A 22,758-nucleotide genomic window follows, 5' to 3' on the forward strand; every position below is an offset into this window, starting at 1 on the left:
CCCCAATTAGTGTTTCTTTATGAGTGCCCATTACTAAAAATAAAGTGGAAGCTATTAATAGACATCTATTCCAAACCATTTCTTTGATAGCTTTGACATAGTTCCGTCCTTTTTTAGTTCTTTTATAGCTTTATTGTAAGCATCTCTTAAAGATTTATCTTCTTTTCTAAAGGCAACTCCTATAGGTTCCTGTGTAAGAGAAGATTCCAGTTTTTTAAACTTCCCAGGATCTGTAACATTATAATAATCTCCAACCATAGGGTCACTGACAACTGCTGCTATTCTTCCGTTTTGTAAATCCAAAAATGCATCTGTCATAGCGTTATATTTCTTAACTTCTTTTATTCCTGATATTTTAGCTAAAACATCTTGAGCAGTAGTTCCAACCTCACAGCCTACAACTTGATTATTAAAGTCTTTTTCATTTTTAATAGTAGTGTTGTCTGATTTTACAAAAATTGCATTTCCACCATATATATATGGATCCGAAAATATCATTGCTTTCTTTCTCTCGTCCGTTATACTTATGCTTGAGTGCACAACATCAAATTTCTTAGACTTTAATGCAAGAAATATACCATCAAATGAATTAGGAACAAATTTAGTTTTTACTCCAAGCTTTTTGGCTATAGCATTTGCCATATCTATATCAAAGCCAGAAACCTTGCCTGTAGCCTTGTCCTTAAATTCCATTGGCGGATAGGTGTCATCTATCCCAATTACTATTTCCTTTGCTTTCTTCACTCTCTCAAGAGAATCATCTTTTGATACTGTAGCTGATGTACATCCTGTAAAAATGGCAAGTGTTAATACCAACACAACTGATAATGAAAAAATCTTCTTTAACATAAAACCACCTCTGCCTTAATAATTGAATTTTATTGTAAATCGTTTTATTTGTCAATGAATAATTATTAACAGCGTTGTATCATTTTAATATTATCAAGAGTGCATTTTGACTATTCGAACAATACAATCGTGTTTTAATTAACAATATGTTAACACATGTGTGTACTAATTACAATAAAATTAATATTTATGCATGATATTTTTTCTGCAAAGTGCATGAAAAAAATATGTTTGGTTATTATAAACTCGGAGGCGATTATTTATGAAAGCATTTGTAGATAAAGAAACTTGTATTGGCTGTGGTACATGTCCCGCAATCTGTCCTGAAATATTTGAAATGGAGGATGATGGCAAAGCTGTTGCCTCAGATGCAGAAATTGCAAACGATCTAAAAGAATCAGCTCAAGATGCAGCAGAATCCTGTCCTGTGGACGCCATCATGGTGAGATAAAATATTTGGATTTATATGTAGGGAAACCTGTTATACTCTCAAGTTTCATATTGGTTTCCCTATAAAACCCTCTTGACGCATAATAAATTTAAGTTTAAAATATTCATGATAAATAAAAAGAAAACATTTTAATTAACTAACTGTTTAATGTTTTCTTGTAATAAGACAGTTCGCAATCCATCCTGTCTATAAACAAAACCAGGGCAATATCTACCGGGTGAGGTAGGTTTTTTTGTTTATAGGGCGGATTACGCCCTTTTTTTATTATAAATTATGGAGGAAATCATGAAAAAAATAGGTCTGACTACTACGGTACCAATCGAAGTGTTACTATCAGCTGGTTATACTCCCATTGATTTAAATAACATTTTTGTAGGGTCTAAAGATTATTCTAAATACATTGATATTGCTGAAAAAGACGGCTTTCCAAAGAGCCTTTGCGCATGGATAAAGGGAATATACGGAGCCTGTATTAGTAATGATATAAAAGAAATTGTAGGAGTTCACGATGGTGATTGTTCAAATACAAAAGCATTGACAGAGGTTCTTTCTATGAAAGGAATAAAGGTATATCCATTTTCATATCCCTCAAGTCATAACATAAATGATGTAAAAGATGAGCTTGATGCCTTCATGAATTTATTTCATGTAACTTTAAATCAAGTTGAAAAAATAAGGACAAGATTAAATAAACTAAGAGAACTAGGTATAGAAATAGATAAACTAACTTTTGAAGATAACAAGGCAACTGCACTTGAAAACCATATATGGCAAATATCCTTCAGCGATTTAAATGGTGATATTGATGCCTTTAACAGCGATTTAATAAAAACTATAGCTGACATAAAGAAAAGAGAGGCAAGCTCATCAAAGCTCCGCCTAGGCTATATAGGCGTACCTCCTATGACGCCTGACATATATGAGTTTGTTACAAATTTTGATGCAAAAATTGTGTACAATGAAGTTCAAAGAGAATTTGCTTTTCCAAGGAGCTCAAAAGCAAAAGACATTTATGAACAATACTTCGACTACACTTATCCTTATGATGTTTACTTTAGAATAGACGAAATAAGTAGGCAAATTGAAGAGCGCCATATAGATGGAATCATCCACTACACACAAGCCTTTTGTTATAGGGCAGTCCAAGACATAGTAATAAAAGAAAAGCTCAGGGTACCTGTTATAAATATAGAAGGAGATAGATTAAATCACCTTGATGCAAGAACAAAACTCAGACTTGAAGCTTTTTTAGACATGCTTCTTGATTCTAAGGAGGGAATCTTTTGAAAACTTTAGGTATTGATCTTGGAAGCAGAGAAGTAAAACTCGCACTTATGGAAAATAATAAAATATGCAGTACCTTTAAAATAAGTACTATAAGCTTTTATAAAAATTATTGTTCCTACAAAAATAATAAAATTGAAGTTGATTTAGAAAAACTAAATTTAAGTGATATACTAAGCGGAGTTTCAACTGGTTATGGCAGAAATAATACAAATTTATCACTATTCAAGCCAATAAACGAAATTAAAGCTCATGTTTACGGCGTTATGTATCAAACAAATCTTAAGGATTTTGTACTCTTAGATATCGGGGGACAAGATGTTAAGGCAGCAAAGGTAGAAGGTGGCTTCATAAAAGATTTAGAGCTTAACGAGAAATGTGCTGCTTCTTGTGGACGTTATCTAGAAAATATGGCAAATGTTCTTGAGATACCTCTAGATGAAATGAATTCCTTCTATGAAAATCCAGTTAAACTAAACTCAACCTGTGCTGTTTTCTCTGAATCTGAACTCATAGGAAAAATAGCTGAAGGAACCTCTATAGAAAGACTCTGTGCTGGAGTAAACTACTCTATGTACAATAAAATGAAACCTTTGCTTACAAAATTCATGGCAAAAACCTTGGTACTTACAGGGGGAGTTGCAAACAACTATGCTATTAAAAAATATCTTTCCCACGACTATGAAAATATAATAGTTCCAGGAAACCCTCAGTTTAATGGTGCCATTGGGTGCTGCTTCTATGGAAGCAAATTATATAGTAAGGAGTAATTTAACATGTATATTTTAAAAATAGAACATAGCTTTGATAGCGCACACTTCCTTAATAACTATAATGGTAAATGTGCAAACATTCATGGACATAGATGGAGAGTAGAAATTGAAATACAATCTGAAACTCTCATTGATGATATGATTGAAGATTTTACAATTCTTAAGAAGAGGATTAAAGAAGTCCTTGATTTTTATGACCATGCTTTAATAATAGAAAAAAATAGTCTTAGAAAATTAACCTTTGACTGCCTTATAGAAGATGGCTTTAAAATAATAGAATTGGACTTTAGACCAACTGCCGAAAACTTTTCAAAATTCTTTTTTGATGAAATAAGAAAATTAAATTATGATGTAAGAAAAATAACAGTATATGAAACACCAAATAACAGTGCTTCATATGTAAAAGAGGTATAGAAATGAACTATAAAGTGGTTGAAAAATTTGTGAGCATAAATGGAGAAGGATTAAAATCAGGACAACTTTCTGTATTCATAAGGTTCGCAGGTTGTAATCTAAATTGCAATTATTGTGATACAAAATGGGCTAATGAAAAGGATGTAAAGTATACCTTGATGACAGAAAAGGAGATACTTTCATATATAAAAGAAACAGGAGTAAAAAACGTAACCTTAACAGGTGGCGAACCTCTTCTTCAAGATGGTATAGTCGAACTTTTAAACCTTCTATCTTTGGATAGCACTTTAAGAGTAGAGATAGAAACAAACGGAAGTGTATCCTTAGAAAACTTTTTAAACTTCAAAAATGCCCCTTCTTTTACTATGGACTATAAGCTTCCTGATAGCAGTATGGAAAATTTCATGAAAACCTCAAATTTTAAGTTCCTAAATAAAAAAGATGTGATAAAATTTGTAGTAAGTTCTTTAAAAGATCTCAAAAAAGCAATGGATATAATAACAGAATTTAATCTTTCAAAAAAAACAAATATTTATATCAGTCCAGTGTTCGGAAGGATTTCTCCTGAGACCATTGTTGATTTCATGAAGGATAACAAACTTAATGATGTAACACTGCAAATACAAATCCATAAAATCATATGGAATCCAAATAAAAGAGGTGTATAATCTATGTCTATTGATACAAAAGCAATTGAAAAACACATAAGAGGAATTCTTATAGCGTTAGGAGATGATCCTGATCGTGAAGGTCTTAAGGAAACACCAAAAAGAGTAGCCAAAATGTATGAAGAAGTATTTAAGGGAATGGAATACTCAAACGACGATATAGCAGAAATGTTTAATAAGACCTTTGAAGAAGATTTAAAAGAAAGTGAAGAGGATAACATAGTCCTTGTTAAAGATATCGAAATATTTAGCCACTGTGAGCATCACCTGACGCTTATGTATAACATGACTGTTGCAGTAGCCTATATACCAAACAAGCGTCTAATTGGCCTCAGTAAAATAGCTAGAATCGCTGATATGGTTTCAAGAAGACTTCAGCTTCAAGAGAGAATAGGTAAAGACATTGCTGAAATAATGGAAAAGGTAACTGCTTCAAAAGACATTGCTGTAATTATAAAAGGCGAGCACGGCTGTATGACCTCAAGAGGTATAAAAAAGCCTGGAGCATTAACTACAACAATGACACTTAAAGGAAGATTTAAAAATGATGATTCTTTAGTAACAAAACTTATGGCTTTATACAAGGCATAAGCTGTAATATGAAAGGAGATTTATATGGAAATAAGTATAAATAAAGAGAAAGCTCTCGTAGTATTCAGTGGAGGACAAGACAGCACAACCTGTTTATTTTGGGCAAAGAAAAGATATAAAGAGGTTGTAGCTGTATCCTTCGATTACAATCAAAAACATAAGCTTGAACTTGAATGTGCAAAAGATATATGTAAAAAACACGGAGTTGAACATCATATTTTGGACATGAAGCTTCTAAATCAACTAGCTCCTAATTCCTTAACTAGAGCTGATATGAAAGTAGATGAAGATGCACCTAAAGACGGTCCTCCTAACACTTTTGTAGACGGAAGAAATCTGCTCTTTTTAAGCTTTGCAGCTGTATTTGCAAAACAGAGAGGAATAAATAACATAATAACTGGGGTATCTCAAAGTGACTTCAGCGGTTATCCTGATTGTAGAGATGTGTTTATAAAATCTCTAAACGTAACTTTAAACTTAGCTATGGATTATCAATTTGTACTAATAACACCCCTTATGTGGATAGACAAAGCTGAAACCTGGAAACTTGCCGATGATTTAGGCGTTTTAGATATAGTAAAAAATGAAACTTTAACTTGTTATAATGGAATTAAGGGCAACGGCTGTGGAGAGTGTCCAGCTTGTAAGCTCAGAAAAAACGGATATGTAGAATTCAAAAGACTATATAAGTAAAAAAAGCCCTGCAAAATTTGCAGGACTTTTTTAATATAAATGACAGCTCACAAAGTGTCCTTTTTCAATTTCCTTAAACTCTGGTTTCTTTTCAAAACAATCGGGTTTTGCCTGTTTGCATCTTCCTGCAAATCTACATCCTGGTTTAGGATTAATTGGACTTGGCACTTCTCCCTCAAGCTTTATTCTCTGTCTAGTTTTTTCAACCTTAGGATCTGGTATTGGTATTGCTGACATTAAGGCTTTAGTATATGGATGTAGTGGATTCTCATATAGGTCATGACTAGCAGCAAACTCCACCATTGTTCCTAAATACATTACTCCTACTCTATCAGAAATATGCTTTACCATAGAAAGGTCATGGGCAATAAATAAATAAGTTAAACCCATCTCTCTCTGAAGCTTAATAAGAAGATTTACTATTTGAGCTTGTATTGAAACATCCAGCGCTGATATTGGCTCATCACAGACGATAAACTCTGGATTTATAGCAAGCGCCCTGGCTATACCAATTCTTTGTCTTTGACCACCTGAAAACTCATGTGGAAATCTAGATGCATGTTCTCTATTAAGTCCAACATGATCTAACATTTCATATATTTTTTTAGTTCTTTCTTCACCCTTATATAAACCGTGAACATCGATTCCTTCTGCAATTATATCTCCTACAGTCATTCTTGGATTTAGGCATGCATACGGATCTTGAAATATCATTTGAGCCTTTTTGCTAAATTCCTTTTTTGCCTTACCTCTTAAACTATGTATGTTTACTCCGTCATAGTTTACTTCTCCCTCTGTTGCCTGATATAATCCTAAAACAGTTCTTCCACATGTAGTTTTACCACAGCCTGATTCTCCAACAAGTCCTAGAGTCTCACCCTTTTTAATTGTGAAGCTTACATCATCCACTGCTTTTAATATTGCATTATGACCTACATTAAAGTACTTTTTTAAGTTTTTAACTTCAATTAAAACATCGCTTTTATTACCTTCAGCCATTATAGCGCACCTCCTCTTGTAATAGGTGATTCTACTTTTGGTGCTCTAGAATCCTTAAGCCAGCAGCTAACTGAATGTGTTTCTGATAATTTAGTCTCTTCTGGCATTTGTTCCTTACAAATTCCCATGCAATACTTACATCTTGCAGCAAACGGACACCCTGCTGGTGGTTTAAGCAAATCTGGAGGAGTACCGTTTAATGAATACAGCTCACCTTTGTTTGCAGTATCTAGTCTTGGCACGGATTGAAGAAGTGCCCAAGTATAAGGATGCTGTGGATTTTCAAAAATATCATCAGTAGTTCCTCTCTCAACAATAATACCAGAATACATTACTTGAATTCTATGTGCTACACTTGCAACCACTCCTAAATCATGAGTTATAAGAATTATAGCTGTTCCTAGTTTTTCTTGAAGTTCGTGCATAAGATCCATTATTTGGGCTTGAATAGTAACATCCAAAGCTGTTGTTGGCTCATCTGCAATTAATATTTTAGGCGTACAAGCTAGTGCTATTGCAATCATCGCTCTTTGTCTCATTCCACCAGAAAATTGATGAGGATACTGGTTTGCTCTCTTATCCGCATTTGGTATATTAACAGCCTCAAGCATCTTTATAGCTTCCTTAAAAGCTTCTTTTTCCTTAAGTCCTTTATGAATCATAATACTTTCAGCAATTTGCTTTCCAACCTTCATTGTTGGATTAAGCGAAGTCATAGGATCTTGGAAAATCATACTTATATCTCCGCCTCTAAGCTTGCTTAATTCCTTATCATCCATCTTTAAAATATCTTTATCACCAAAAAGAATCTCTGAACCCTCTTTTATTTCTCCTGGAGGACAATCTATAAGCCTCATTATTGATTTAGATGTAACAGACTTTCCACAGCCTGATTCCCCAACTATTGCTAAGGTTTCACTTTTATTTAAATGAAAGCTTACACCTCTCACAGATTGAACCTCTCCAGCATAAGTATGGTAAGAAACCTTTAAATTTTTAACCTCTAATACTTTTTCCATAATAGTTACCTCCTACTGTCTCTGCTTAGGATCAAGCGCTTCGGATAAACCATCACCTAAAAGATTAAACGTAAGCATTATAAGACATATAATAAGTGAAGGCCAAAAAAGTTGTGCTGGATAGAACATCAAATTTGTTTGACCACTAGAGCACAATGCTCCAAGGCTTGTACTTGGCGGCTTAACACCTAAACCAATATAACTTAAAAATGCCTCTGCAAAAATATAGTTTGGAACGGCAAACGTAACGTCAACTATCATTACCCCAATAACATTAGGCAGTAAATGTTTCATTATTATTCTTAAAGAGCCTGCACCTAATGTGTGAGCAGCAAGTACATATTCCTGTTCCTTTATAGCTAAGACCTGTCCTCTTACAATTCTAGCCATGCCTACCCAACCAGTAAGTGTCATTGCAATAATTAACGGTACTATACCTGTGCTATTTAAAACTATTATAACTATCAATACTAAAATTAAGTACGGTATACTGTTTAATACCTCGATAATTCTCATCATTATATCATCAACAATTCCACCGAAATATCCTGAAATTCCACCATAAATTGCACCTATAACAAGCTCTATTGCAGCTCCAACCACACCTATTATTATAGATGACCTAGTTCCAATCCAAAGCCTAACCCACAAATCTCTTCCAAGATCATCAGTTCCAAGCCAGTGAGTAGAATCTGCTCCCATATTCTTAATAGAGTTATTTACATCATTAGTTCCGAATGGCCTTAGCATTGGCCCAACTATAGCTAAAATTATTATTAATATCAATATACCTAAAGAAGCAATAGCAACTTTATTTTTCTTTAATCTTCTCCATGCATCTTGCCAATAGGTTACGTTTTTCCTGACTATCTCTTCGGAATTATTATTTTCGCATCCAATAATTTCAAACTTTTTACTTGAAGTTTCAGCCATTTTTTCCCCTCCTATTTTTTGTTACTACTTAGTCTTATTCTCGGATCTACAAGACTATATAATATGTCCACTAAATAAACGGATATTATGTATACGACGGCAACAAAAATAGTTGTCCCAAGTATAATAGGATAATCTCTATTTGTTATTGAAGTTACAAAATACCTACCTATTCCTGGTATGGAGAATACTGATTCAATAACAAAAGTTCCAGTTAAAACAGCTGCAATTTGTTGTCCTAATATAGTAATAGCAGGTAAAATGGCATTTCTTGTAACATGCTTCCATATAAGTGGTACCTTGGAAACACCCTTAGCTTTTGCTGTCATTATATAATCCTGTCCTAAAACATCTATACAACTACTTCTCATGTACCTTGCATAAACCGCTATTATTCCTAAGCTTAATGAAAGTGCTGGTAATATTGTATATTTAAAGCCACCCCATCCTGAGGTAGGTAATATTTCTATTTTTACTGTTAAAAAATATTGTAATAAAGCTGCTAAAACAAATGACGGTATAGCTATACCTAAAATTGCTATTATCATCACAAGATAATCCTGCCAATGATTTCTTTTAAATGCTGCTATAATTCCAAATGTCATACCAATAACTAGAGCAAAAATCAATGCTTCTGCTCCAAGCGCTGCAGAAACCGGTGCCCTCTCTACTATTATGCTATTAACAGTTAGGCCTGGATAAGTATATGATTCTCCCAAACTTCCATGAAAAACAAGGTTCTTAAGAAATATTGCATATTGAGCAGGCAATGGCTTATCTAAACCATATCTCTTATTTAAATTAATTTTTGTCTGTGGAGATAATGATCTTCCGGTAGAAAACGGATTACCTGGTATAGAGTGCATCATAACAAAGGTTATGGTGATAACTATCCAAATGGTTATTATCATGTACACAAATCTTTTAAGCGTATATTTCAGCATCTTTAATCCTCCTAAATTAAAATATAAATATATGTTTATACGGCAGAGACAATAAAATATCTCTGCCGTAATCTCATTATATTTGTTTGCTAGTTAAGCCTTAGAATACAGTGAGATTATTTATTTTTTCCTGAAATATAAGCGTATTTAAATTCTACATCTCTTGATCCGCTTGCTCCAAATTGTGGTGTTTGAATGCCTTTAACATATTTATATGCAAATAGATTTTCTCCTTGGCTGAAGGTTGGAGCAATTGCTGCGTCCTTATTAACAAGTAAATCCTCTGCTTTTTTAAAGTCATCTAATCTCTTAGCTTGATCCTTTTGAATTTTTGCATCTTCTATTAATGCATCATATTCTTTGTTTGCATATCCATTCTTAGTCTTTGCTGCATCAGTTTCCCACATATCCATAAATGTCATAGGATCATTATAATCTGCTGACCACATTTCACCACTTTGCATTTCATAGTTTAAGTCCTCTTCATCTTGCAAGAACTGTTTCCATTCTTTATAATCAACTTTTAAAGTTACTCCAAGGTTTTTCTTAAATGCATTTATTAAGTAATCGCCCTCTAATTTATGTCTTTCATCTGTTCCAGCCTCTTCATCATTTAAAACAACCTTGCTTAAATCTGTATCCATTCCGAGCTCTTTTAATCCCTGTTTAAATAATTCTTTAGGATCTTCTTTACTGTCCTTTACGGATACATTTGCTTTAGATCTGTATGATTCGTCTCCTATATCAATAGCTTTTGGAACCCATGCATTTGATACAGTTCCAATATTATAGCTTGTAGTTTTAAGATAATCTTTTCTATTTAATGAAAGTGAAATAGCTTTTCTTATTTTAGCATTTGTTAGTAACTTGTTTTTGTCTTGATTATTAAATTCCAAATATGAGTTAGTTGGAACATTTCCAGTTACTTGATTGAACTTTCCAGTCTTGTTAAATCTACTAACCCATTCAGGTCTAAGTGTATCTGCAATATCAATTTGACCACTTTGAAGTGCATTTAACATTGTATTTGCATCATCCATAAAATACATTGTTACTTTATCAAGTTTTACACTTTTCTTATCCCAATATTGATCATTCTTCACAAGTTCTATTTTATTTCCGCTTACCATTGAAGTCATTTTAAAAGGTCCGTTATAGACTAAAGTATTTGCAGCCGAGCCATATTTTGATCCTGCCTTTTTAACCATATCCTCTCTTTGTGGTATAAAGAATTTGAAGTTAAGTAATTTCTCAAAATATGCGCATGGGTGTGATAAATTTATTACAAGAGTTTTTGAATCTGGAGCACTTACTCCCAATTGATCAGATGACATCTTCCCCTTATTTATCTCATCTGAATTTTTAATTCCTGCCCCTATTAATAGATATGCATACTCTGAAGCTGTGTTTGCATCTAAACTTCTTCTAAGAGCATACACATATTGATCTGCTGTAACAGGTTTTCCATCTGACCACTTATTATCTCTCAAATGGAATGTCCAAGTAAGACCATCTGAGGATTGGCTCCAGCTCTTAGCACCAGCTGGTACCACTACCTCTTTACCATTTTTCACTTCATCTCTAGAGAGTGCCTCCATGGTCTCCTGTAGAACGTATGCAGAGTAACCATCAGATCCCTTTGATGGATCAAGAGTTTTAACATCAGATGTAGGGACCTCAACATTTAAATGCTGATCCTTATCAAGTGCACCAGAAGCCCCTGCTGAGGTTGAAGAACTACCACAACCAGATAAAGCAACTGTTGAAATAACCGCTGCCGATAGTATTACTGACAATAATTTTTTACTTTTCATTGAAATTTCCCCCTTAATAAATTTATACTGTAAACGCTATTTTTTAGTCTAGCTGTATTACCCATTTTTTATATTGCAGAAAAAAACACCCTTATTTTACATTGTATTAAATTACTTATATTGAAATCTATAGCAGTAACAACTATTAACATGTTATGTTTAACATTTTCTTAATATTAATAAAATTACTTATATATTTTGTATAAACTACAGTATATGTTTTTGATTCCATTAATTATATTTTATTGTATGCATTATAAAAGCTCTTTTCAAGTATTAATCCAACACGTTTTTGATGTTTTTTTTGTGTTTTTATTAAAAAACTGCCTATTTCCTTTAAAATAATGCGTAATAAACACTTATTTAAAAAAAATGGTATATTAAATTCAAATATGCACCGATTATAATATATGTAATAATATAACACGGTAAATTAAAAGTACTACAAAACTACTGTAAATAGTTGTGTAGTACTTATCTTTTATTTATTTTTTAATATAAGTATTATTGAAGTATACAAATCCAAGTGGTGATTTGTGAAGATCTTTAACGTACGGTTTTACTTCAACTACATTTGTGTATTCATATATAGGAATTACAGGTAAATCTCTCATTGCAGCATCCTCGGCCTTATGCATATCATCGATTCTCTTATCTGCATCATTAGTTGTTTTAGCATCTTTAATTAATGCATCATATTCTGGATTACTGTAACCTGAATTATTGTTTCCCGAATCAGTTACAAATAAATCCATAAAAGTCATAGGATCATTATAGTCTGCTATCCATGAAGCTCTGCAAATTTGATATTGCTGCTTAGTTAAATTATCTAGTTGAACTTTTCTTTCAACGCTTTGAAGTGTAAAGTTTATATTTAAGTTCTTCTTATACATATCTTGTAGTGCTTGAACTACATCTTGATTATTTGAACCTTCATTATACATTATCTGCATTGAAGGAAAGCCCTTACCGTCTGGATATCCGGCTTCAGCTAACAATTGTTTAGCCTTTTTAACATCACCTTTTGCAGGATAATAATCTTTATTCTTAAATGTCTTTCCGTTAGGAAGCTTTATTGAGCTAGGTACAAATGAAGTTGCAGGTTTTTCTCCACCCTTTGTAACATTCTTTACAATTGATTCTCTATCTACAGCAAGGTTTAATGCTTCTCTTACTTTTGGGTTTTTAAGAGTTTTTGTTATTTCAGCTCCATTAGCACTGTCTTTATCACCTACATTTATATCAAAGAAGTAAGTTCCATAGTAAGGATATGCCTTTGCATCACCTTTTTGAATTAGCGATGATTTTTGAACAGCTGGTATTAAATCATTGATATCAACCTGTCCGCTTGTAAATGCTGCTGTAGCGCTAGATTCTTGCGCCAACATATAGTAAGTTATTGAATTTAACTTTATAGTATTCTTATTCCAATAGTTTGGATTTTTACTAAAGGTCATTGTTGCTTTCATTTTCCAATCTGTCATATAGAAAGGTCCGTTACTTACATAGTTTTGTTTCTTAGCTGCCCAACCCTTGTTATCCTTACTAACTATATCTTCTCTTAATGGCATATATGTTGGAAATGCAGTTAGACTTAAAAAGTATGGAGTAGGTGCTTCTAAATTAACCTTAAGAGTGTAATCATCTATAGCTTTAACTCCCACATCATCTTTACTAGCTTTTCCGTTATTGTAAGCTTCACCATTTTTAAGATAGTAAAGTTGATATGCATAGTCTGAAGCTGTTTCTGGTGCTAATGCTCTTTTCCATGCAAATTCAAAATCTTTTGCCTTTACTGGTTTTCCGTCTGACCACTTAGCATTTTTTCTTAAATGAAATGTATAAGTAAGATTATCTGCTGAAATATCCCATGATGATGCTACTCCAGGAACAACTTTTTCATTTTTATTTATGTCCACTAATCCTTCAAAAGCATTCTCAATAACTGTACCACCTTCAACTGAATTATTTAATCCTGGATCTATTGTTTGTGGATCTGCACCTAAATTATAGCTTACCTTCTGCTCTGTGCCCGATGTACTACTTGAAGAACTACTACCACAGCCAGCCAAAAGACTGCTCGCTAGTGCTGCTGATACCAAAACAGCGCTTAGTTTTGTTAACTTTCTCTTCAACATATTGTTATTCCTCCCCGAATATTTTTTATATAATTTAGCAGTTTAACCTACCAAATACCAAATTAATGATGCTTTATTTATATAGATAACAAGCTACTGAATGATTCTCCCCTATATCCTTAAATTCTGGTGCAGCATCCTTACACTCAGGCTTAGCATATCTGCATCTACCTCTAAACTTACATCCCCTTGGAGGATCTATAGGTGATGGAATCTCTCCTTCAAGTATTATTCTTTGTCTTGCTGCCGCTTCGTCCGGATCTGGTACTGGTACCGCAGACAACAGTGCTTTTGTATATGGGTGAAGCGGATTATTGTAAAGCTCTGAACTTTCCCCTACTTCTATGAGGTTTCCTAAATACATTACTCCTATCTTAGTGGAAATATGCTTAACCATTGATAAATCATGTGCTATAAAGAGGTATGTAAGTCCAAGTTCCTCCTGAAGCTCTTCAAGCATATTTACAACTTGTGCCTGTATTGAAACATCAAGGGCAGATATAGGCTCATCACATACTATAAACTCAGGCTCTACAGCCAAAGCTCTAGCTATACCTATTCTTTGTCTTTGACCACCAGAAAACTCGTGCGGATATCTGTTTATATGATCTCCATTTAGACCAACTTTTTTAAGAAGGTATTCTATTCTTTCTTTTCTCTCCTTACCGGTCCACAACTTATGAATATCAATTGATTCTCCAATTATATCCCCTACTGTCATTCTTGAATTTAATGATGCATAAGGATCTTGAAAAATCATTTGCATTTTTCTTCTATATGGAAGCATTTCTTTATAACTCAACTTTGCAATATCTTTTCCGTTATATATTATTTGTCCAGAAGTTGGCTCATAAAGCTTTAATATTGTTCTTCCTGTTGTAGTTTTCCCACAACCTGATTCTCCAACAAGCCCCAAGGTTTCTCCCTTTTTTATCTGAAAAGACACACCATCTACTGCCTTTACATTACTGACGTTTTTACCAAAGAAACCTTTCTTCACAGGAAACCATTTCTTTAAATTCTTTACTTCAAGTAATACTTTATCTTGTGGCATTGTCTTCTCTCCTTTCATTAATTGGATTAACCTTTGGTGCATCCGGATGATTAAGCCAGCATGCAGCTTCATGGTTTTCGCCTATTTTAAAAGATGGAACAGGCATTTCCATACATATTTCCATTGTATAAGGACATCTTGCTGCAAAAGGACATCCCTTTGGTGGATTTAAGAGGTCTGGTGGATATCCATCTATTGGAACAAGCTTTTCTTTACTATCCTTTGTAGGATCTGGTATACTCTTTAAAAGCCCTAAGGTATATGGATGCTTAGGATTATAAAAAATTTCTCTTGCATCACCTTTTTCCACAATTAGACCGCCATACATAACGTTTATTTTACTGCATAAATTGGCAACAACACCTAGATCATGAGTTATTAATATTATTGATGTATTCATCTTTTCTTTTAATTTTTTCATAAGTTCAAGTATTTGAGCCTGTATTGTTACATCAAGTGCTGTAGTAGGTTCGTCAGCAATTAGAAGCTCAGGTTTACATGCAATTGCCATAGCAATCATAACCCTTTGTCTCATACCTCCTGAAAATTCATGGGGATATTGCTTCATCCTCTTTTCCGGGCTTGGTATACCAACTAATTTAAGCATTTCTATAGCACGTTTAATCGCTTCACTTGTGTTCATATTAAGATGCTTTTTTATACCTTCTGCTATTTGATTTCCTATTGTAAGAACAGGATTCAGAGAAGTCATAGGGTCTTGAAATATCATTCCTATTTTATTTCCTCTTATTTTTTCCATTTCTTTTTCAGGTGCATGAGTAATATTCATACCATTGAATATAATTTCACCTTCAACTATCTTTCCATTTTCTTGAAGAAGCCCCATAACTGACATCATCGTTACACTTTTTCCACTGCCCGATTCTCCAACAATGCCGAGAGCTTCTCCTTTATTTAATTCAAAGGAAATTCCTCTTACTGATTTTACTTCACCAAGATGAGTAAAAAATGAGGTGTTTAGATTCTTTATTTCAAGTAATTTTTCCATAGTTATATCCTCCTATTTTCTCATTTTAGGATCAAGAGCAGTACTTAAACCGTCACCTAAGAAATTAAAACCGAACATAGTTATACATAGTGCTAAAGCAGGAAATAAAAGTTGATATGGAAATAACTGATATGAGCCAAGTGCATTCGAGCATAAAGTTCCCCATGAAGCCTGTGGTGCTGGAACTCCAAGTCCAACGAAGCTTAAAAATGCTTCTGTGAATATTGCATTAGGTATATTTAAGGTCAAATTAACTATTATAGGTCCCATAGTGTTTGGTAACAGATGTTTTATAAGTATTCTTTTAGACGAAGCACCTAGTGTTTTAGCTGCAAGTACAAACTCCTCTTGTTTTAACTGAAGAATTTGCCCTCTAACTATACGTGCCATATCAACCCAATAGGTTAATGCTATAGCAATTATAAGACTGGTCATTCCTTGACCTACAATGACCATTATTAATATTACATAAATCATTAAAGGAAGTGAGGAAACGCCTTCAACTATTCTCATCATTATATTATCAACAGTTCCTCCAAAATATCCCGATATTCCACCGTATATAATTCCTATTACAAAGCTTATTACACTAGCAACAAGTGCTATAGTAAGAGATATTCTTCCACCATACATAACCCTTGTAAGAATATCTCTTCCTAAGTTATCAGTTCCAAATAGATGTATTGAATTAGGTGATAAATTTGCTGATGCGTAATCATTAGTGTAGTAGTTAAACTTTGAAAAGAGTGGTCCAACAACAGAAAATAAAGTGACAGCAATTATAATAACAAGGCCAACAATAGCTAATTTATTGGACTTAAATCTTCTCCAAACATCCTGCCAATAAGTAAAACTAGGTCTTGCCTTCTCATGTGTTTTCTTTCTATCTTCACTTACGGTCTTAAATAAATCCTTACTTATACTTTCCATATCTCATACCCTCCAAACTAATTTTGTAACTTTATTCTAGGATCAATTATTACGTACAATATATCCACTATTAAATTACACAGTATGAGAATAGCACTAAAGAAAACAGTAACGCCTATTATGGTTGTATAGTCTCTATTGTCAATGCTGAGTACGAACTCTCTTCCAAGCCCTGGTATTCCAAATATGGATTCAACAACGAAACTTCCAGTTAAAACCCCTGCTATAAGTGGCCCTAAATACGTTACTACTGGAATTAAGGAATTTTTAAGTGCATGCTTATAGGTTATTATGTTCTTGGACAATCCTTTTGCTTTTGCTGTTCTTATATAATCTTGACCTAAAACATCAATAAGCATTGAACGCGTATACCTTGTTACAAATGCCATAGGGAATATACCAAGTGCAAGTGCGGGCATAATATAATTAGATGGAGTAGAAAAGCCTACCGCTGGTAATATTTTAAACTTTAATGAAAACAAGTAGATAAGAAGTGTTGCAAGAACAAAACTAGGAATAGTTACTCCAAAGGTTGAAATTAAAGTGCTTAGTCCATCTTGCCATTTATTTTGGTGAATAGCACTCATAGCGCCTAAATATACACCGACTACAACTGCAAATAAAATAGCCACTGCGCCAAGCTTTGCTGAATTAGGAAATGAATAAGTTATTATATCCTTAACCATTCTTCCTTCATATTGCATTGACATACCTAAATCGCCCTTAAGCATGTTAGTAAGATATGTTGTGTACTGACTACCAAGTGGTTTATCCAATCCAAACTTAGCTTTCAAGTTAGCCTCAATGGCTGGTGGTAATTTCTTTTCGCTTGTAAATGGCCCTCCTGGTATTGCATGAGCTAACAAAAAAGTAAATGTTACAACTATCCAAAGAGTTACAATACTTGCAATAAACCTCTTTATAATATACCTAAACATTTTGTTTCTCCCCTCATGATTAATAATTATTAACTCTAAGCTATGCTCTTATCTATACTGTCAGGATCTATACCTAATTCTTTTATAATTGCTGATATGTATTTTTTACCTGTTCTTTCACCATGAAAAACCAAATCTAAGTATTTAGTGCTAGATCCTACTCTCCTAGCTAACTCTGTTTGAGACATTTCCTTTTCAAGCATCGCCTTCTTGCATGCTATACCAAATGATGTAAGACGTCGTTTTTTATCCATAAGCTACCTCCCCAGGTTAATATAAAAATTATTATTACGTATACATTGTAAACATTATTCCTTAATAATACTCTTTTACAATAATATATTATTGATGTATGGTTCTATCAATTATACTTTTATTGTATTAGCTATAAATTCATTTTGCAAATAACAATATAGCATAATTTTTGCCTTTTTATTGAGTTTTTGTCAAATAATCACCGCTTTTCTTTAAAATCATGCATCATTAAAACATTTATGTAATTGCTATGTTTTTTATACTTTTAATGTAATATTGTTTGCATAAAAAATACCGCAGGCTAAATTAAATAGCCTACGGTATTCTTAACTATATATTATTTTTGGATATAAGTATTATTGAAGTATACAAATCCAAGTGGTGACTTGTGAAGATCCTTAACATAAGATTTTACTTCAACTACATTTGTGTATTCATAGATAGGAATTATAGGTAAATCCTTCATAAGAATATCTTCTGCTTTATGCATATCGCTGATTCTCTTGCTTGCATCAGTAGTTGATTTAGCGTCTTTAATTAATGCATCATATTCTGGATTGCTGTAGCCAGGATTGTTGTTTCCTCCACCTGTTACGTACATATCCATGAATGTCATAGGATCGTTGTAATCTGCTATCCATGAAGCTCTGCATATCTGGTATTGCTGTTTAGTTAAGTTATCAAGTTGAACTTTTCTTTCAACACTTTGAAGTGTAACATTTATATTCAAGTTTTTCTTAAACATATCTTGAAGCGCTTGAACTATATCTTGGTGGTTTGATCCTTCATTGTACATTATCTGAAGAGTAGGGAAGCCCTTACCATCTGGATATCCAGCTTCAGCTAATAATTGTTTAGCTTTTTTAGCGTCACCTTTTGCAGGATAGTAGTCTTTATTCTTGTATGCCTTTCCGTCCGCAAGTTTTATTGAACTAGGTACGAAGGAAGTTGCTGGTTTTTCTCCACCCTTTGTAACATTCTTTACAATTGATTCTCTATCTATAGCAAGACTTAAAGCTTCTCTTACTTTTTGATCCTTAAGAACCTTTGTTATATCAGCACCATTTGAAGGATCCTTATCTCCTACATTTACGTCGAAGAAGTAAGTTCCATAGTAAGGATATGCCTTTGCATCACCTTTTTTGATTAATGCTGATTTTTGAACAGATGGTATTAAGTCATTGATATCAACCTGACCACTTGTAAATGCTGCTGTAGCACTTGATTCTTGTGATAACATGTAATAAGTTATTGAATTTAATTTTACAGTGTTCTTATTCCAATAATTTGGATTTTTCTTGAATGTCATTGTTGCTTTTAACTTCCAATCTGTCATGTAGAAAGGTCCGTTACTTACATAATTTTCTTTCTTTGTAGCCCAACCCTTGTTATCCTTGCTAACTATATCCTGTCTTAATGGCATGTATGTTGGGAAAGCTGTTAAACTTAAGAAATATGGAGCAGGAGCTTCTAAATTAACTTTAAGAGTGTAGTCATCTACAGCTTTAACTCCTACATCATCCTTACTAGCTTTTCCATTGTTGTAAGCTTCACCATTTTTAAGATAGTAAAGTTGATATGCATAGTCTGAAGCTGTTTCTGGTGCTAATGCTCTTTTCCATGCAAATTCAAAATCTTGTGCCTTTACAGTTTTTCCGTCTGACCACTTAGCATTTTTTCTTAAGTGGAATGTGTACGTAAGTTTATCTGCTGAAATATCCCATGATGACGCTACTCCAGGTACAACTTTTTCATTTTTGTCTATATCTACTAGACCTTCAAAAGCGTTCTCAATAACTGTACCGCCTTCAATAGAATTATTTAGGCCTGGATCTATTGTTTGTGGATCTGCACCTAAATTGTAGCTAACCTTTTGCTCTGTTCCTGACGTGCTGCTTGAACTACTACCACAGCCAGCTAGGAGACTTCCAACTAAGAGAGCTGATATTAAAGCTGCGCTTAGTTTTGTTAATCTTCTTTTTAACATATTGTTATTCCTCCCCGAATGTTTTTTATATAATTTAGCAGTTTAACCTACCAAATAACAAAATTTATAGAGCCTTATTGATACAAATAACAAGCTACAGAATGATTATTGCCCATATCTTTAAACGCTGGTGTAGCTTCTCCGCATTCAGGCTTAGCATACTTACATCTACCTCTAAACTTACATCCCTTTGGAGGATCTATAGGTGACGGAATCTCTCCTTCAAGTATTATTCTTTGCCTTGCTGCTGCTTCATCTGGATCTGGTACTGGTACCGCAGACAAAAGTGCTTTTGTGTACGGATGAAGTGGATTATTGTAAAGCTCTGAACTCTCTCCAACTTCAATAAGATTCCCTAAATACATAACTCCTATCTTGGTTGAAATATGCTTAACCATTGATAAATCATGCGCTATGAATAGATAAGTTAAACCAAGCTCTTCTTGAAGTTCCTCAAGCATATTTACAACTTGTGCCTGTATTGAAACATCAAGCGCAGATATAGGCTCATCACATACTATAAACTCAGGTTCTACAGCTAAAGCTCTAGCTATACCTATTCTTTGCCTTTGACCACCAGAAAATTCATGAGGATATCTATTTATGTGATCTCCATTTAAGCCAACCTTTTTAAGAAGATACTCTATCCTCTCTTTTCTTTCATTTCCCTTTGATAAATTATGAATATCAATTGATTCTCCAATTATATCCCCTACTGTCATTCTTGAATTTAGCGATGCATACGGGTCTTGAAAAATCATTTGCATTTTTCTTCTATATGGAAGCATTTCTTTATAGCTCAACTTTGCAATATCTTTTCCATCATATATTATTTGTCCAGAAGTTGGCTCATAAAGCTTTAACACTGTTCTTCCTGTTGTAGTTTTACCACAACCAGATTCTCCAACTAAGCCTAAAGTTTCACCTTTATTTATAGTAAAAGATACATCATCCACTGCTTTTACATTACTCACCTTTCCTCCAAAGAAGCCTTTCTTTACAGGAAACCATTTCTTTAAATTTTTTACTTCAAGTAATACTTTATCTTGTGGCATCGTCTTTACTCCTTCCTTCTTCTTCCTTAACCTTTGGTGCATCTGGATGATTGAGCCAGCATGCTGCTTCGTGATCTTCACCTATTTTAAAGGCAGGAGCAGATTTTTCCATGCATATTTCCATTGTATAAGGACATCTTGCGGCAAAAGGGCATCCCTTTGGTGGATTTAAAAGATCTGGTGGATATCCGTCTATTGGAACAAGCTTTTCTTTACTATCCTTTGTAGGATCTGGAATACTCTTCAAAAGTCCCCAGGTATATGGATGTTTAGGATTATAAAAAATCTCTCTTGCATTACCTTTTTCTATGATTGTTCCACCATACATAACATTTATCTTAGTACACAGATTAGCAACAACGCCCAAATCATGAGTTATAAGTATTATTGATGTATTCATTTTATCTTTTAAGTTTTTCATAAGCTCAAGTATCTGCGCCTGTATTGTTACGTCAAGTGCTGTTGTAGGTTCGTCAGCAATTAATAATTCTGGTCTACACGCAATTGCCATAGCAATCATAACCCTTTGTCTCATACCACCTGAAAATTCATGGGGATATTGCTTCATCCTTTTTTCTGGACTTGGTATACCAACTAATTTAAGCATTTCTACAGCATGCTTATTTGCCTCTGCTGAACTCATTTTAAGATGCTTTTTTATTCCTTCTGTTAACTGCTCACCTACAGTTAGAACTGGATTCAAAGAAGTCATAGGATCTTGGAATATCATTCCCATTTTATTTCCTCTTATCTTCTCCATTTCTTTCTCTGAAGCTTTTACAAGGTCTACTCCGTTGAATATAATTTCACCATCTATTATTTTTCCATTTTCCTGAAGAAGCCCCATAACTGACATCATCGTTACACTTTTTCCACTACCCGATTCTCCAACAATGCCGAGAGCTTCCCCTTTATTTAATTCAAAGGAAATTCCTCTTACAGACTTTACTTCACCAAGATGAGTAAAAAATGAGGTATTTAAATTCTTTATTTCAAGTAATTTTTCCATCGTTATCCTCCTACTTTCTCATTTTAGGATCAAGAGCTGTACTTAAGCCATCACCTAAGAAGTTAAAACCGAACATAGTTATACATAGTGCTAAAGCAGGAAATAAAAGTTGGTATGGGAATAATTGATATGACCCAAGTGCATTCGAACATAATGTTCCCCATGAAGCTTTTGGTGCTGGAACTCCAAGTCCAACGAAGCTTAAAAATGCTTCTGTGAATATTGCACTAGGTATGTTCAATGTTAAATTAACTATAATTGGTCCCATAGTATTTGGTATTAAGTGCTTTACTAATATTCTTGTAGATGAAGCACCTAATGTTTTAGCTGCAAGTACAAATTCCTCTTGTTTTAACTGCAAGATTTGTCCTCTAACTATACGTGCCATATCAACCCAGTAGGTTAACGCTATTGCGATTATAAGACTTGTCATTCCTTGACCTACAATTACCATTATTAATATTACATAGATCATTAAAGGAAGTGAGGAAACACCTTCAACTATTCTCATCATTATGTTATCAACAGCTCCACCAAAATATCCTGATATTCCACCATATATAATTCCTATTACAAAGCTTATTACACTAGCAACAAGTGCTATAGTAAGTGATATTCTTCCACCATACATAATTCTTGTAAGAATATCTCTTCCTAAATTGTCAGTTCCAAAAGGATGTGTTAAATTAGGTGATAAATTTGCTGATGCATAGTCATTAGTATAGTAATTGAATTTTGATAAAAGTGGTCCCACAACAGAAAATAAAGTGACAGCTACTATAATTGCCAAACCAATCATAGCTAATTTATTTGATCTAAATCTTCTCCAAACGTCCTGCCAATAAGTAAAACTTGGTCTTGCCTTCTCATGTGTCTTTTTTCTATCTTCACTTACTGGTTTAAACAAATCTTTATTTATATTATTTGTATTTTCCATATTCACACCCCTAA

General features: G+C 33.6%; 23 protein-coding genes. 7 read left to right on the plus strand and 16 right to left on the minus strand.

Annotated features, from left to right (window positions below):
* Positions 1-54: 54 nt before the first annotated feature.
* Positions 55-849, minus strand: coding sequence for an ABC transporter substrate-binding protein (locus CA_RS18625; RefSeq protein ID WP_010966883.1), 795 nt, complete (start codon positions 847-849; stop codon positions 55-57).
* Positions 850-1,111: 262 nt separating this feature from the next.
* On the opposite strand from CA_RS18625, the gene CA_RS18630 reads away from it, so the two are divergent.
* The 7 genes from CA_RS18630 to queC all read left to right on the plus strand — a co-directional run bounded on the left by CA_RS18630 (position 1,112) and on the right by queC (position 5,723).
* Positions 1,112-1,300 (plus strand): ferredoxin, encoded by a 189-nt coding sequence (locus tag CA_RS18630; protein WP_010966884.1) that lies wholly within the window; start codon positions 1,112-1,114, stop codon positions 1,298-1,300.
* A gap of 285 nt (positions 1,301-1,585) precedes the next feature.
* Complete coding sequence (locus CA_RS18635) at positions 1,586-2,587, plus strand: 2-hydroxyacyl-CoA dehydratase family protein (RefSeq protein ID WP_010966885.1); 1,002 nt, start codon at positions 1,586-1,588, stop codon at positions 2,585-2,587.
* Positions 2,584-3,354: an acyl-CoA dehydratase activase gene (locus CA_RS18640; RefSeq protein ID WP_010966886.1), complete on the plus strand. Its 771-nt coding sequence runs from the start codon at positions 2,584-2,586 to the stop codon at positions 3,352-3,354. Before CA_RS18635 ends, CA_RS18640 begins: the two co-directional genes overlap by 4 nt.
* A 6-nt stretch (positions 3,355-3,360) precedes the next feature.
* Positions 3,361-3,771, plus strand: coding sequence for a 6-carboxytetrahydropterin synthase QueD (queD, locus tag CA_RS18645; protein WP_010966887.1), 411 nt, complete (start codon positions 3,361-3,363; stop codon positions 3,769-3,771).
* Positions 3,772-3,773: 2 nt separating this feature from the next.
* On the plus strand, positions 3,774-4,439 hold the full coding sequence (gene queE, locus CA_RS18650) for a putative 7-carboxy-7-deazaguanine synthase QueE (RefSeq protein ID WP_010966888.1): 666 nt from the start codon (positions 3,774-3,776) through the stop codon (positions 4,437-4,439).
* A 3-nt stretch (positions 4,440-4,442) separates the two neighbouring features.
* Positions 4,443-5,030, plus strand: a complete 588-nt coding sequence (gene folE, locus CA_RS18655) for a GTP cyclohydrolase I FolE (RefSeq protein ID WP_010966889.1) — start codon at positions 4,443-4,445, stop codon at positions 5,028-5,030.
* Between the two features lie 24 nt (positions 5,031-5,054).
* Positions 5,055-5,723 (plus strand): 7-cyano-7-deazaguanine synthase QueC, encoded by a 669-nt coding sequence (gene queC, locus CA_RS18660; RefSeq protein ID WP_010966890.1) that lies wholly within the window; start codon positions 5,055-5,057, stop codon positions 5,721-5,723.
* Positions 5,724-5,753: 30 nt separating this feature from the next.
* Here the strand turns inward: queC and CA_RS18665 are convergent, their stop codons facing one another.
* The 15 genes from CA_RS18665 to CA_RS18740 all read right to left on the minus strand — a co-directional run bounded on the left by CA_RS18665 (position 5,754) and on the right by CA_RS18740 (position 22,744).
* Positions 5,754-6,722: an ABC transporter ATP-binding protein gene (locus tag CA_RS18665; protein WP_010966891.1), complete on the minus strand. Its 969-nt coding sequence runs from the start codon at positions 6,720-6,722 to the stop codon at positions 5,754-5,756.
* Positions 6,722-7,741, minus strand: coding sequence for an ABC transporter ATP-binding protein (locus CA_RS18670; RefSeq protein ID WP_010966892.1), 1,020 nt, complete (start codon positions 7,739-7,741; stop codon positions 6,722-6,724). The genes CA_RS18665 and CA_RS18670 overlap by 1 nt, the downstream gene beginning before the upstream one ends.
* A gap of 12 nt (positions 7,742-7,753) precedes the next feature.
* On the minus strand, positions 7,754-8,674 hold the full coding sequence (locus CA_RS18675; RefSeq protein WP_010966893.1) for an ABC transporter permease: 921 nt from the start codon (positions 8,672-8,674) through the stop codon (positions 7,754-7,756).
* An 11-nt stretch (positions 8,675-8,685) separates the two neighbouring features.
* The gene (locus CA_RS18680; RefSeq protein WP_010966894.1) at positions 8,686-9,618 is read right to left on the minus strand and encodes an ABC transporter permease; all 933 of its coding nucleotides are present in this window, start codon (positions 9,616-9,618) and stop codon (positions 8,686-8,688) included.
* 116 nt (positions 9,619-9,734) lie between these two features.
* Positions 9,735-11,432, minus strand: a complete 1,698-nt coding sequence (locus CA_RS18685) for a peptide ABC transporter substrate-binding protein (RefSeq protein ID WP_010966895.1) — start codon at positions 11,430-11,432, stop codon at positions 9,735-9,737.
* Positions 11,433-11,917: 485 nt separating this feature from the next.
* The gene (locus tag CA_RS18695) at positions 11,918-13,570 is read right to left on the minus strand and encodes a peptide ABC transporter substrate-binding protein (RefSeq protein ID WP_010966897.1); all 1,653 of its coding nucleotides are present in this window, start codon (positions 13,568-13,570) and stop codon (positions 11,918-11,920) included.
* 73 nt (positions 13,571-13,643) lie between these two features.
* Positions 13,644-14,624, minus strand: coding sequence for an ABC transporter ATP-binding protein (locus CA_RS18700; protein ID WP_014519085.1), 981 nt, complete (start codon positions 14,622-14,624; stop codon positions 13,644-13,646).
* A complete protein-coding gene (locus CA_RS18705) occupies positions 14,611-15,633 on the minus strand; it encodes an ABC transporter ATP-binding protein (protein ID WP_010966899.1) in 1,023 nt (340 codons plus the stop codon). Before CA_RS18705 ends, CA_RS18700 begins: the two co-directional genes overlap by 14 nt.
* Positions 15,634-15,645: 12 nt before the next feature.
* Positions 15,646-16,563 carry an ABC transporter permease gene (locus CA_RS18710; RefSeq protein WP_010966900.1) on the minus strand — a complete coding sequence of 306 codons (918 nt, stop codon included), beginning with the start codon at positions 16,561-16,563 and terminating at the stop codon, positions 15,646-15,648.
* Between the two features lie 17 nt (positions 16,564-16,580).
* On the minus strand, positions 16,581-17,501 hold the full coding sequence (locus CA_RS18715; RefSeq protein ID WP_010966901.1) for an ABC transporter permease: 921 nt from the start codon (positions 17,499-17,501) through the stop codon (positions 16,581-16,583).
* A gap of 35 nt (positions 17,502-17,536) precedes the next feature.
* Positions 17,537-17,755: a helix-turn-helix domain-containing protein gene (locus CA_RS18720; RefSeq protein WP_010966902.1), complete on the minus strand. Its 219-nt coding sequence runs from the start codon at positions 17,753-17,755 to the stop codon at positions 17,537-17,539.
* A 338-nt stretch (positions 17,756-18,093) separates the two neighbouring features.
* Positions 18,094-19,743, minus strand: a complete 1,650-nt coding sequence (locus tag CA_RS18725) for a peptide ABC transporter substrate-binding protein (RefSeq protein WP_013913630.1) — start codon at positions 19,741-19,743, stop codon at positions 18,094-18,096.
* Positions 19,744-19,817: 74 nt separating this feature from the next.
* Complete coding sequence (locus tag CA_RS18730) at positions 19,818-20,798, minus strand: ABC transporter ATP-binding protein (RefSeq protein WP_010966903.1); 981 nt, start codon at positions 20,796-20,798, stop codon at positions 19,818-19,820.
* Positions 20,785-21,807, minus strand: coding sequence for an ABC transporter ATP-binding protein (locus CA_RS18735; RefSeq protein ID WP_010966904.1), 1,023 nt, complete (start codon positions 21,805-21,807; stop codon positions 20,785-20,787). The genes CA_RS18730 and CA_RS18735 overlap by 14 nt, the downstream gene beginning before the upstream one ends.
* A gap of 10 nt (positions 21,808-21,817) precedes the next feature.
* Positions 21,818-22,744: an ABC transporter permease gene (locus tag CA_RS18740; RefSeq protein WP_010966905.1), complete on the minus strand. Its 927-nt coding sequence runs from the start codon at positions 22,742-22,744 to the stop codon at positions 21,818-21,820.
* Between the last annotated feature and the right edge of the window lie 14 nt (positions 22,745-22,758).

The sequence above is a fragment of the Clostridium acetobutylicum ATCC 824 genome, assembly GCF_000008765.1.
GTDB classification, from domain to species: domain Bacteria; phylum Bacillota; class Clostridia; order Clostridiales; family Clostridiaceae; genus Clostridium_S; species Clostridium_S acetobutylicum.